Genomic DNA, 12209 nt, shown 5'->3' on the forward strand with positions numbered 1-12209 from the left:
GCACGCCCCGGGAGCGGCCCCCGTTCGGCTCACCGGCCTCGGCTTGCTCGTCGGTCATCGGCTTGCCATCGGCTGATCACGGACAGCAAACCCCCAGCCAACGCACCCCGTCAAGGGTCAGCCGTGCGTTACACGCGTCAACTGCCTTTGCCCAGGCGGCACTTGTGAAGAGGCCGGGTCACCGGGCCGTGGCGGCGGTCCCTCCGGCGGGAGGGTCACTCCTGTGGCCTACGCGTCGGCGCGGCGGTTGCCCCGGGTCCCGGCACGGCCAGTGGCCGCGTCGGCGCCCCCGGCCGCGGAGCGTCGTACCGGGCGGTCCGCCCGAATCCGGGCCATCCCGGCGGCGGACCGGGTCCCGGGACGCTACAGTCGGCCACTACGCACCCCGTGGCCCGGCCGGATGATCGAGGTACGCAGCGTGTCGGTTCTGGTTGTGATTCTCGCCGTGAGCGCCGCCTGCTGTCTGGGTTTCGGTTTCGTGCTCCAGCAGAACGCGGCCCAGCGGGCACCGCTTCGCGACTTCCTCTCGCCCCGGCTGCTGCTGGACCTGATGCGGGTGCCGCGCTGGCTGGGCGGTCTGGGGCTGATGATCGGCGGCATGGTGCTGGGCGCCCTCGCCCTGGGCCGGGGCGAGATCTCGCTGGTGGAACCGCTGCTGGCCACGAACCTGCTGTTCGCCCTCGCGCTGTCCCGACGGCAGACCAGACAGCCCCTGGGCGGCCAGGGCTGGGCGGGACTCGCCCTGCTGGCAGGTGGCGTGACCGCGTTCATCGTGGCGGGCCGGCCGCGCGCCGGCAGCGCCGTCACCGACCCGCTGCGGCACTGGCTGATCATCGGCGTGATGGTGGGCGTGGCCCTGCTGCTGACGGCCTACGCCAAGCGCTCCCGGCTGAGCTGGGGACCGGTCCTGCTGGCGGTGGCCGCCGGGCTGCTCTACGGCGTGCAGGACGCCCTGACCCGGGTGAGCGGGCAGCGGTTCTCGGCGGGCGGCTGGACGGAGCTGTTCACCGGCTGGCAGCCGTACGGACTGCTGGTGATCGGCGTCGCCGGACTGATCCTGGTGCAGAGCGCGTTCGAGACGGCGCCGCTGCGCATGTCCCTGCCGGCGCTGACCGCGGCCGAGCCGCTGGCCGGGATCGCCTGCGGGGTGGGCTTCCTCGGCGACCGGCTGCGCACCGACACCGGGGCGCTGGCCTGGGAGGCCTCGGGGCTCGCGGCCATCGTGACGGGCATCGTCCTGCTCGGCATGCACCCGGCGATGCCGGCCGGCACGGTACCGGAACAGAAACGCGACCTGCAGCCACGCTGAGTCCCACGCGGCGCCGACGGCGAAGGCGGCCTGCTTGGATGGGCGTATGAGCGCTGCAGACGAGATCCTCGACATCGTCGACGAGCACGACCGCGTCGTCGGGCAGTCCCCGCGCGGCCGGGCGTACGCCGAGGGGCTGCGCCACCGCTGTGTCTTCGTGCAGGCCCGGGACGCGGAGGGCCGCCTCTTCGTCCACCGGCGCACCTCCACCAAGCTGGTCTTCCCCTCCCTCCACGACATGTTCGTCGGCGGGGTGGTCGGCGCGGGCGAGGCCTACGACGACGCGGCCCTGCGCGAGGCCGAGGAGGAACTGGGCGTGACGGGGCTGCCCCGCCCCGAGTACCTCTTCAAGTTCCTGTACGACGACGGCGCGGGCCGTACCTGGTGGTCGGCGGTCTACCAGGTGCGCTGCGAGCTGCCGGTGAGGCCGCAGGCCGAGGAGGTCGCCTGGTACGACTTCCTGCCCGAGGACGAGGTGGAACGCCGCCTGGGCGAGTGGCAGTGGGTACCGGACGGGCTGACCGCCTACGAGCGCCTGAAGGGGCACCGGTCACCGGGGTGAACCGGTGGCTCCGCGCGGACCGGCTACGGCCGCAGTGCGCGCAGCAGCAGGTCGGCCAGGTGGTCGGCGAGCTGCTGGGGGCCGAGCGGGCCGTCGGGGCGGTACCAGGTCGACAGGTGGTGGACGGAGCCGAAGTGGTAGTCGACGACCAGGTCGGCCGGGGTCGCCGTGGAGAAGACGCCGGCCCGCTGGCCCTCCTCGATGAGCGCGCGGAAGCGTTCGTGGTAGCGCCGGCGCTCGGCGCGCACCTGCTTGTTCTTCTCCGGGCCGAGATGGTGCATCGAGCGGAAGAAGATCATGGCGTCGTCGAGGTTCTCGATGGTGGTGACCACCACGTCCGCCGCCGCGTCCCGCAGCCTCTTCTCGACCGGTTCGTCGGCGTCCGCGAAGGCGTCGAGGCGCTCCTGCTGGACGCGCAGCACGCGCGCGTACACCTCGTGCAGGAGGTCGTCCTTGGAGCCGAAGTAGTGGTACAGCGCCCCTTTGGTGACGCCGGCCGCCTCGACGATCTCCTGCACCGAGGTGCGATCGTAGCCCTGTTCGGCGAAGAGCCGGGTGGCGGCGGCCAGGAGCCGCTGCGGCACCGGCGTGCCGCCTGAGTCCGTCGTCCTGGGCACCTGCCGCCACCTGCCTTCCGTGTTCCTGCTCGCTGTCCCGCGTACGGGAACGCAGTTCCCGACGGAGGATCTTCCCACTTGCCGTCCCCGGCACGTCCGGCAGGATCCCGGCAGCTCGGGCCGGTCCCTACTCTCCCCGCGAGACCTCCCACTTTCGCTGGATGTGGTTCATGTTCGTCAGCCAGCGGTCGGGGTCGGCGGCCCGGACCCGGTAGTACCCGGCCACCTCGGGGTGCGGCAGGACCAGGAAGCGGTCCTCGGCGATGCCCTGGAGCAGGGCGTCGGCCACGTCCTCCGGTTCGATCGCGGTGGGCTTCAGCACCAGGTCGCCGGCGCTGCCGGTGGCGGCCAGCATGTCGGTGCGCACGCCCTGCGGACAGATGGCGTGGACCTTGATCCCGCGGTGGCGGTACGTCAGGGACAGCCACTCGGCGAAGGCGTACGCGCCGTGCTTGGTGACGCTGTAGGGGGCGGCGCCGATCATGGTGAGCAGCCCGGCCGCGGAGACGGTGGAGACGAACCGGCCGCTGCCGCGCTCCAGCCAGTCGGGGAGCAGCGTCCCGGCGGCGCGGACGTGGGCCATGACATTGACGTCCCAGGCCTGCGCCCACACCTCCTCGCCTGCCGCCTCGGAACCGCCCGCGCCGAGGCCCGCGTTGGCGCAGTAGACGTCGACCGAGCCGCCGAGCGCGTCGCGGGCCGCGGCGACGACCTCGGAGGCGTCGCCCGGGAGGGCGGTGCCGCCGATCTCCGCGGCGACGGCCGCCGCCCGGTCCGCGTCGAGGTCGTTGACGACGACGCGGGCGCCCTCGGCGGCGAACCGGCGGGCCAGCGCGGCGCCGATCCCGCCGCCGGCTCCGGTGACCACCACTCCCGCACCCTGCACGGCTTGCACCATCGGCCTCCTTCGGCCTGGCTGTGACATGACACGGAACGACTCCGCCACTCCAGACTAGCCAGTCGGTATGTGGTGCTGGAAGACATGTTCCGCAGGAGGCGCCGTCCGCTTCGTTCCCTGGCGGACGGGCGCACGCTAGCGTGCGTGAACATGACACCCGCAGCGATCACGGAGGTCACCGCATGAAGCTGTCCAGACGGAGCCTGCTCGCCACCACCGCCGCCGCGGCCTCCGGAGCCGTGGCGGCCCCGGCCCAGGCCGCCCCCGGGGGCGGCCGCCCGCTGCGCACCGGTTTCGAGCGCCTGGACGCCGAGGGCTACGCCTCGCTGCGCGGGCAGCGGGTCGGGGTGGTCACCAACCCGACCGGCGTCACCCGGGACGTGCGGCACATCGTGGACGTGATGCACGCCGACCGCCGGGTGAACCTGGTGGCCGTCTTCGGCCCCGAGCACGGCTTCCGCGGCACCGCGCAGGCGGGCGGCTCGGAGGGCCGCTACGACGACCCGGCCACCGGGCTGCCGGTGTACGACACGTACCTCAAGAGCGGGCAGCCGCTCGCCGACGTCTTCACGGCCTCCGGCGTGGACACGGTGGTCTTCGACATCCAGGACGCGGGCGCCCGTTTCTACACCTACATCTGGACGCTGTACGACTGCATGGAGGCCGCGGCCCTCGCCGGCAAGCGGTTCGTGGTGCTCGACCGGCCCAACCCGGTGAGCGGCCGGGAGGCGCTCGGTCCGGTGCTGCGCCCGGAGTTCGCGACCTTCGTGGGACGGCAGCCGATCGCGCAGGCGCACGGCATGACCGTCGCCGAGCTGGCCCGGCTGTTCAACGGCGAGTTCCTGACCACGCCGGTCCCGCTGGAGACCGTCCTGATGACCGGCTGGCGGCGCTCGGACTTCTACGACGCCTCCGGACTGCCCTGGGTGCCGCCGAGCCCGAACATGCCGACCCCCGAGACCGCCCTGGTCTACTCAGGGACCTGTCTGTTCGAGGGCACCAACCTGTCGGAGGGCCGGGGCACCACCCGCCCCTTCGAACTGCTCGGCGCGGAGGGCGTCGACGGGCGCTGGGCGGCCGCGGCCGGCGCGCTGCACCTGCCGGGGGTGCACTTCCGGGAGGCGTACTTCACGCCCACCTTCTCCAAGTTCCAGGACAGGACCGTCGGCGGGGTGCAGATCCATGTGCACAACCGGGACGCCTTCGATCCGGTGCGGACCGGGATCGGTCTGCTGGTGACCGCCAAGCGGGTCTGGAGCGGCTTCGCCTGGCGCTCGGACAACTGGATCGACAAGCTCACCGGCTCCACCCGGGTGCGCACGATGATCGACGCCGGGGCGGACACCGACGAGGTGGTGGCGGCCTGGCGGCAGGAGCTGGCCGCGTTCCGAAGGATGCGGAAGCAGTACCTCCTCTACTGAGGCGCCGTGACCCCTGGCCCCTCTCCCCCGTTGGCAGGACGATGCCCGACACATCGCTGAGCCTGTGGGGACGAGGGGGCCGGTCATGGCGGATCCGGACATCGGTGTGGCGCCCTACTGGGAGCTGACCTTCGACGCCGACGGGGACGTGGACGGCGCCGAGCGGGACCGGCTGCTCGCCGGAGCCGGACGGCGGGCGGTGCGCGACCTGATCGTCTTCGCGCACGGCTGGAACAACGACCGTTCGGGCGCGACCCGGCTCTACGGCCGCTTCTTCGCACCGATCCCGCGGCTCGCCCCGGCGGCCGGGATCGGGTACGTCGGGGTGGTGTGGCCCTCGATGCGGTTCTGCGACGAGCCCATCCCCGACTTCCCCCGCTCCACCGCCGCCGGACCGGTGCTGTCGACGGCGCTCGACAAGGACACCCGCAAGGCACTGCGGGACACCTTCCCCGGGCGGGCCGCCGTGGTCGACGCGCTCGCGCGGACGCTGGACGGCCCCGCGCGGGAGCCGGCCGCGCTGGAGGAGTTCGGACGGCTGTTGAGGCGGCTGACGGAGGACGCATCGCCGGGGCCGGCCGCCCGGTTCGCGGCGGACACCGTGACGGAGGGCGTGCCACAGCGCGAGCCGGCGATGTTCGCACGGCCCGCGGCGGAGGTCTGCGCCGAGTTCGCCGGCGCCCTCGCCGGACTCCAGGACCCGGGCGGGCAGCGGTCGTTCACGCTGCCGAACCCGTGGAACGGCGCCAAGGAACTGCTGCGGCAGGCGGCGTACTGCACGATGAAGCGGCGCGCGGGCGTCGTCGGCGAGCGGGGGCTCGGGCCGGTGCTCGGACAGCTCGCGCAGGCGGCGCCCGGCGTGCGCATCCATCTGGTGGGGCACAGCTTCGGCGGGCGGCTGGTGTCGTTCGCGCTGAGCGGGCTGCCCGAGGGCGCCCGGCCGGTGAAGTCCGTGACGCTGCTCCAAGGCGCCTTCTCCCACTACGCGTTCGCGTCCCGGCTGCCCGGCGATCCCCGCGCGGGCGGGGTGCTGCGGGGCCGGGAGCGCCGTGTCGACGGCCCCCTGGTGTGCTGCCACTCCCGCTTCGACACGGCCCTCGGCACGCTGTATCCGCTGGCCTCGCGGATGGCGGACGACGACCGGTCGGTGCTCGGCGTCGACGTGGGCGCCCTGCTCGGTCCCGCCTGGGGTGCGATGGGGCACGACGGGGTGCAGGCGGTGCCCGGCACGCGCGCGTGCACCCTCGCCGCCGCGCTGGCCGGGCCGTTCCCGGTGTCGGGATGCGTCAACGTGGACGTGTCCGAGGTGGTCAGGCGCGGCGGCCCGCCGTCCGGGGCGCACAGCGACATCCTGCACCCGGAACTGGCGCGGGTGGTGCTGGCGGCGGGCCGCGTCCACTGACACCGGCCCGCCGCCTGGCTCGGACCCCGCGTTCGCGAGGCCCTACCGGTGGCCGGTGTACTCCACGACCTGCTGGAAGGTCGGGCGGTTCTGCCAGCTGATCCTGCCGTGCTTGATGCCGCCCAGGGCACGCTGGACGATCGAGTCGGCACACCACTGGTCGCCCGCGGAGCACTCGTCGTCGCCGGGGTAGACCTGGGCCGCCTTCGCTCCCGCCGCCTGCTTCAGCGTGCCGATCAGGGTGTCTCGGCAGGCGCTCGGAGTGCCGCCGCCGCAGAACGTCCGGCCCAGCGGACCCTGCACCGACTCGCCGAGCACCGCCCGGATGTCCTTGTCGACATAGCTCCACCAGCCGTACTGGAAGGCGCTTCCGGCGTGCGAGCCGGTCGGGCCGTGTCCGGCCGACGGTGACTCGTCGACCGGCAGATTGGCGGTGAAGGCGCCGTAGAGGTCGCTGCCGAGGCCCGGTTCGAACTCGGCCCTCACCAGCAGCGGCCACCAGGCGTCCAGGATCCTGATGGCCTCGGCGTTGGCGTACGCCTTGGAGCCGGCCGAGATCACGGTGCGCTTCGCTCCCGCGGACAGCCATGCCTGGAGCTTGCCCACCGCCGCCGCGGCCGTGGAGTCGGTCACGGGCGAGCTGTTGATCACCTTCAGCAGGTTCGGCAGCACGTCCTCGGCCCTGAGGTCGGTCAGGGCCGCATCCGCCATCGCCTTCACCAGCGAGGCGCGCGTCACGCCGCCGGCCGCGACCAGTTTGCTCACCCGGTCCTCCAGCAGGTCGCCGCGGTGCACGGAGCCGTTGCCCCAGGAGGCCGCGGAGTAGTCGAGGGCCTGCTTGTTGTTCCAGGAGATGTAGTAGTCCTGGTCGACGGAGGCGGGGTGGGCGGAGGGCGGTGTGTGGTCCGCAGTGTTGGCCGCCGGGTCCCAGTTGCGCCACTCGTACGCCGGCTGTGCCCACACCGGGAACTCGGCGTCGACGCCGTTCGCCCGCACCGGGTTGTCGCCGCTGTTGTAGTAGGCGGTGTGCCGGGAGTCGGCGTAGAACCAGTTGAACGTGTAGTTGATGTGCTGCGCGGCCTTCTGGAAGTCCTCCGGGCCCCTCACGAGGTCGGGGTCGTTGAGCATCTGGAAACCGATGATCGAGTCGGCCTCGTGCAGGTAGGAGGAGCGCAGGGTGGTGTAGGCGACCTTCTTGCCGCCGACGGTGGCGCGGTACTCGACGGGGCCGTACTTCGTGCGCCACACGCGCATGGTGTACGAGCCGGCCGCCGTTCCGTCGGCGACGGTGGGCTTCCAGGAGTTGGCCTGCTCGACCTTGTCCATGGCCGTGCAGGTACCGCGGTAGAGGTAGTGGAAGTCGTCCTGGCACAGCTCCACGGCGTAGGTGTCGACGATGTCCTGGCCGGAGGTCGTGGCGCTCCACGAGTAGTCCTGGCCGCGGCCGAGTTCGACGTACATGCTCAGCCCGGCGAAGGAGGCGCCGCGGGCGCTGATGCCCGGACCCTGGATCTCCTGGAGCATCAGCAACTGGGGCGCGAAGTAGCCGGTCTGCGGACCGAAGACGGCGACCGGGTGGCCGCTCGCGGTGTGCTCGCCGCCGACCACGAGGGCGTTGGACATGCCGCGCCGGGCGGAGGACAGGGCGCTCTTCGCGGCCGAGGAGGTGGCACCCCGCGCCGCCTTGGCCGTAGCGCTGCCCGTGCGGTCGTACACGAGCGGTTCCTCGGCCACCGAGCCGGCGTCGGGCAGCGCCCGGCCCCTGGGGTCGTCGGGCTTCGTCGCGTACGGGTAGCTCTTGCCGTCGTGGACGGTCAGGGCGGCCTCGGGGTCGTTGCGCTCGCGGAAGGACTCCCAGATCCTGGTGCCCTCCGCGACTCCGAACTTGGACTGGGCGGCCAGCAGGGACAGCGCGTTGTTCACCTCGCCGCCGCCGCCCGAGCCGAACAGGGCGCCGACCACGGAACCCAGCGCGACCATGTCGGTGACCTTGAAGTGGGCGATGGTACCGGCGTTGGTGATCGAGTCCTTGTGGCCGGTCAGGACGTACTCGCCCGGGAAGTAGCGGCCGGAGTCGGAGGCGTCGATGTAGGCGTTGATGCCGTCGAGGTAGGCGTTCACGTCGGCGAGCGCCTGCTGCCCGCGGGCTCCGTTGCCGGCCACGGCGCGGTCGATCTGCGCCTGGAGGTCGGCCTCGGTGTACGGGGCGTTGCGCCAGAACTCCTGTTCCAGGCCCTGGTTGGCGGCCGCGCCACCGGCGAAGGAGGTCAGCTGCCCGCGGCCGACGTGCCGGAAGACGTCCATGAGCCACAGCCGGTCCTGGGCGGCGGCGTATCCGGCGCCGAACTCGGTGCCGTAACGGGTGGTGCCCGTGATGTGGGGTACACCGGTCTTCTTGTCACGGACGATCGTCACGTCGGCGCGGCCCGCCGGTCTCTCGGTGGACGCGATCTGTCCGGAGGGGACGCCGAACGAGGCGTCGTTGAAGAAGGAGTTGATCTTCGCGTCGGTGAGCGCCGGGTAGCCCGTGGCCAGGTTCGCGTAAGGGCCGAGCTGGTCCTCGGCGTGGTCGGGCTGGATGCCGAAGGCCTGGTTGAGGAGGACCTGGGCGAGGGTGGCGTTGCCGTTCTCGCCGGGCGGCAGGATGTCGGAGCACCGGCCGCCGCAGTAGTCGCTCGGGGCCGCGGCGGTCGCGGCGGCGGCGCCGGCCGGGGTTCCGGCCGCCGCCGCTTGAGAAAAGGGTGACAAAAGACCGGCAATGAGAACGCATACCGAGGCGGTCTTCAGGAACCCGGGGAATGTGCGGGGAGTTCTCAGTCTGTCGAGCGCGTTGTGTGGGGTGCGCCGTGGCATGGCAACTCCTCCCGAGGGGTGGTGCCGGACGTTACCGCCGGTATCCCCCCAGGGGGAAGATGAACGTGCGTCACTTTTCGGCGCCACCCCGTGAAGGTCAACCAGGGCGGCGTTATGGCGGGCATCGGAAAACGGATGGAGCCGGATGGGACGTCGGCACGTCTATCCGGCGGAGCCGTCGTGACGGCTCCGTACGACGCCGCAGTGACCGAAGTGCGGATGCAGGTGTGACGGAGGTGCAGGGCGATGGCCGGTTTCCGGAGTCTGGCGAGACAGGTGAGGGACCCGCGGTGCGATCTGGCGCTGCGGCGTTACTCGCTGCGCAAGTGCCTCGAGCGGTTCGCTCCCTATGGGCACAGGGCGACCTGGGACCATCTGTGCTCGCGGGCCGGGTTCGGCCCCGAGGACAGGTCCCCCGATCCGGTGCGGCTCGTGGCCGCACTGGACGAACTGGAAGAAGCGCGTTCGGTGTGGCTCGACTACGAGGCCGGGTTCGCCAGGCGCCGCAAGCAGGAGAAGCACGACGGGCTGCGCAGGCCGGGCAGCGTGGACGACTGGCACCGGATGACCTGGGGCGGATTCGGGGTCGCCTGGTGCGACGACCCGCGGGTGCACCCGCGCGAACCGCTGGCCGAGGTGCTGCGCCGGCTGATCGCCGCGCTGGAGCGCGAACCGGGCGCGTCGTGCCCGGTGTGCGGCGGGGAGCGGCTCGGCTGGTCCCACGACCTGGACCACGAGCCGTCGTCCGGGCCGGTCTGCGCGGACTGCGGGATCCTGGTCCCGCTGCCCGTTCTCGACCCCGAGGCCCTGGCGTACGCCAGGCGGGGGCGGCTGTTGATGTCCGCCTGACCACGACGGCGGGCGCTTGAGGCAAGGCGCGCCGGTCCCGCCGGGCGGCTGACGGGGATGCCTCGGAACCCGGCCGCCCGGCGGCCGGGGGGACCGCCGGGCGCCGGCACCGTGCGGATCGGCGCGCCTCGCGGGGCGGCGGACGGCGCATTCCGTGGGACAGCCCGAGGGGTCCGGTGCGACGGCGGCCGGTTCCGCGCGAGCGGCCTACGCGTGGCCGGGGCCGCTCCCCCGCTCCGCCATGAGACGCGAGCCCGTCAGGCGTTCGCCGAAGACGTCGTCCGGGTTGGACAGCACACAGGTGTCCAGGGACAGGCAGCCGCAGCCGATGCAGTCGGTGAGGTGGTCGCGCAGCCGGTTGAGCTGCCTGATGCGCTCGTCGAGCTCGGAGCGCCAGGCCTCGGAGAGGCGGGCCCAGTCCTCCCGCGTGGGCGTGCGCTCCTCGGGAAGCCGGGCGAGCGCCTCACGGATAGTGGCGAGCGGGATGCCCACGCGCTGCGCCGCCCGGACGAAGGCGACCCGGCGCAGCGTGTCGCGGGAGTAGCGGCGCTGGTTGCCCGATGTGCGGCGACTGCTGATCAGGCCCTTGGACTCGTAGAAGTGCAGCGCTGAGACGGCCGCGCCGCTGCGCGCCGCCACCTGGCCGACGGTCAGCTCGTGGATCTTCTCGGGAAGCTGGGGCACCTCTCAGAGCCTACCGACCGCGCCACCCGCCCGGTCCGTTGACAGGGGCCCCTCATCCGACCATGCTAAGCAGTTGCTTAGACTTCATCCGCGAGGCGGGAGGCCGGACACATGGCGGAGCCGAGGATCTTCACGTCCCCCGAGGAACTCAGGGCCGCGGTGGGCGAGCCGCTCGGGTACACCGACTGGCTGGAGATCGACCAGAAGCGGATCGACCTCTTCGCCGACGCGACCGGCGACCACCAGTGGATCCACGTGGACCCGGAGAGGGCCGCCGCGGGCCCCTTCGGCACCACCATCGCCCATGGCTATCTGACCCTGTCGCTGCTCCCGGTCTTCGGGCCGCAGCTGATCGAGGTGCGGGGCGTGCGGATGGGCGTCAACTACGGCACCAACAAGGTCCGTTTCCCCGCCCCCGTCCCGGTCGGCTCACGGCTGCGGTCCACCGCCGTGATCACGGGCGTGGACGAGGTGCCGGGCGGGGCGCAGGTGACCGTCGCCTTCACCGTGGAGCGCGAGGGCGGCGACAAGCCGGTGTGCGTGGCCGAGTCGGTGGTGCGGTACTACCTCTAGGGCCTCTCGGGGCGGTGCTGTCCGGCCCCGACCATCCGCAGCACGAGGTCGGCGTAGAGCGCGCCGACCTCCTCGGGCGTGCGGGGGCCGTCGACGTTGAACCAGCGGGCGACGTCGATGCACAGGGAGAGCACGGCCAGCGTGGTGCCGCGCACGTCCAGCACGTCGAACTCGCCCGAGGCGACGCCGTCCTCGATGATCCCGCGCACCTCGGCGTCGACCTGGCGGCGCAGGGCGAGGATCTCCGCACGGGCGTCCGGGCCGAGCGAGTCCAGCTCGTACTGCACGACCCGGGCCGTGGTGCGTCCGCCCGCGTGCCAGCGCACGAAGGAACTCACGGCGTCGGCGAGCCGCTCGGTCGCGTCGCCCTCGCGCCGGGCGGCCGCGCGCAGGATCTCCAGTGCCTTCTCGTGGCCGATCCGGCTGATGCGGTGGAGCAGTTCTTCCTTGGTCCGGTAGTGGATGTAGAGGGCGGCCGGGCTCATTCCGGCCCGGCCCGCGATGTCGCGGGTCGTCGTCGCGTGGTAGCCGCGTTCGGCGAAGGCCTCCACGGCGGCCACGAGCAGCCGCCGGGCCGCGTCCGGGGTGACCTCGCCCCACGGCTGCGGGTCGCCGCCGGCCGTCTCCTCCGCCGTAGTCATCGCTCGCTCGCCCCTCTTTCGCGTCAGGGGGTCCACCATACCGCCGAGGGTGAGCGCTCGCTTAGCCTTGTGGGCGGTCGTGTGCGGCGGCCCGTGGCGTCACAGCTTCTCGAACGGATCGTGTTCGGAGAGCAGCTTTTCCAGCCGGGCCTGGTCGACCCGGCTGACGATCCGGCCGGCCTCCTGGCGGTCCCTGATCACCTTGGCCAGGGTGAAGGCGGAGGTGACAAGGTACAGGACGGCGATGGCGAGGAAGGCGCGCACCCAGGCGTCGGCGTTCAGCCTGAAGATGCCGATGGTGGTGGCCGCCATGGCGATGGCGAACGAGGCGACCGACTGCCCGTAGAAGGCCGCTGTGTTCTGCTGCTTGACCGGTGTGTCACTCATGGCGACCAGCGTC

At 72.4% G+C, this 12209-nt stretch carries 12 protein-coding genes; 6 read left to right on the top strand and 6 right to left on the bottom strand.

From position 1 onward, the window contains the following. Nucleotides 1–418: 418 nt before the first annotated feature. Together ACIOWN_RS09265 and ACIOWN_RS09270 are read left to right on the top strand one after the other, a co-directional pair. Entirely contained in the window at nucleotides 419–1309 is an 891-nt protein-coding gene (locus ACIOWN_RS09265; RefSeq protein ID WP_362346832.1) for a DMT family transporter, read from the top strand. Nucleotides 1310–1355: 46 nt separating this feature from the next. Next, a complete protein-coding gene (locus tag ACIOWN_RS09270; protein ID WP_362346830.1) occupies nucleotides 1356–1871 on the top strand; it encodes an NUDIX domain-containing protein in 516 nt (171 codons plus the stop codon). A 23-nt stretch (nucleotides 1872–1894) separates the two neighbouring features. Here ACIOWN_RS09270 and ACIOWN_RS09275 read toward each other — a convergent pair whose 3' ends face one another. After that, entirely contained in the window at nucleotides 1895–2488 is a 594-nt protein-coding gene (locus ACIOWN_RS09275; protein WP_100567715.1) for a TetR/AcrR family transcriptional regulator, read from the bottom strand. 127 nt (nucleotides 2489–2615) lie between these two features. Further along, the gene (locus tag ACIOWN_RS09280) at nucleotides 2616–3386 is read right to left on the bottom strand and encodes an SDR family oxidoreductase (protein WP_401981297.1); all 771 of its coding nucleotides are present in this window, start codon (nucleotides 3384–3386) and stop codon (nucleotides 2616–2618) included. 182 nt (nucleotides 3387–3568) lie between these two features. On the opposite strand from ACIOWN_RS09280, the gene ACIOWN_RS09285 reads away from it, so the two are divergent. Both ACIOWN_RS09285 and ACIOWN_RS09290 read left to right on the top strand, forming a co-directional pair. Further along, nucleotides 3569–4807, top strand: coding sequence for an exo-beta-N-acetylmuramidase NamZ domain-containing protein (locus ACIOWN_RS09285; protein WP_401981300.1), 1239 nt, complete (start codon nucleotides 3569–3571; stop codon nucleotides 4805–4807). 85 nt (nucleotides 4808–4892) lie between these two features. Beyond that, entirely contained in the window at nucleotides 4893–6209 is a 1317-nt protein-coding gene (locus ACIOWN_RS09290; RefSeq protein ID WP_401981301.1) for a serine-threonine protein kinase, read from the top strand. Nucleotides 6210–6251: 42 nt separating this feature from the next. Here the strand turns inward: ACIOWN_RS09290 and ACIOWN_RS09295 are convergent, their stop codons facing one another. Next, a complete protein-coding gene (locus ACIOWN_RS09295; RefSeq protein WP_401981304.1) occupies nucleotides 6252–9062 on the bottom strand; it encodes a penicillin acylase family protein in 2811 nt (936 codons plus the stop codon). A gap of 246 nt (nucleotides 9063–9308) precedes the next feature. On the opposite strand from ACIOWN_RS09295, the gene ACIOWN_RS09300 reads away from it, so the two are divergent. Beyond that, complete coding sequence (locus tag ACIOWN_RS09300; RefSeq protein WP_401981307.1) at nucleotides 9309–9911, top strand: hypothetical protein; 603 nt, start codon at nucleotides 9309–9311, stop codon at nucleotides 9909–9911. A 207-nt stretch (nucleotides 9912–10118) separates the two neighbouring features. On the opposite strand, the gene soxR is transcribed toward ACIOWN_RS09300, so the two are convergent. Further along, nucleotides 10119–10595 carry a redox-sensitive transcriptional activator SoxR gene (gene soxR / locus ACIOWN_RS09305; protein WP_362346820.1) on the bottom strand — a complete coding sequence of 159 codons (477 nt, stop codon included), beginning with the start codon at nucleotides 10593–10595 and terminating at the stop codon, nucleotides 10119–10121. Between the two features lie 111 nt (nucleotides 10596–10706). Between soxR and ACIOWN_RS09310 the strand changes: the two genes are divergently transcribed. Further along, nucleotides 10707–11168: a MaoC family dehydratase gene (locus tag ACIOWN_RS09310; protein ID WP_362346818.1), complete on the top strand. Its 462-nt coding sequence runs from the start codon at nucleotides 10707–10709 to the stop codon at nucleotides 11166–11168. On the opposite strand, the gene ACIOWN_RS09315 is transcribed toward ACIOWN_RS09310, so the two are convergent. Further along, nucleotides 11165–11809: a TetR/AcrR family transcriptional regulator gene (locus tag ACIOWN_RS09315; protein ID WP_362346817.1), complete on the bottom strand. Its 645-nt coding sequence runs from the start codon at nucleotides 11807–11809 to the stop codon at nucleotides 11165–11167. The two genes, ACIOWN_RS09310 and ACIOWN_RS09315, sit on opposite strands and share 4 nt — an antisense overlap. A 99-nt stretch (nucleotides 11810–11908) precedes the next feature. Continuing rightward, complete coding sequence (locus tag ACIOWN_RS09320; protein WP_100567964.1) at nucleotides 11909–12196, bottom strand: YiaA/YiaB family inner membrane protein; 288 nt, start codon at nucleotides 12194–12196, stop codon at nucleotides 11909–11911. Nucleotides 12197–12209: the final 13 nt, after the last annotated feature.

The sequence above is a fragment of the Streptomyces sp. NPDC087787 genome (genome assembly GCF_044743035.1).
In the GTDB taxonomy this organism is placed as follows: domain Bacteria; phylum Actinomycetota; class Actinomycetes; order Streptomycetales; family Streptomycetaceae; genus Streptomyces.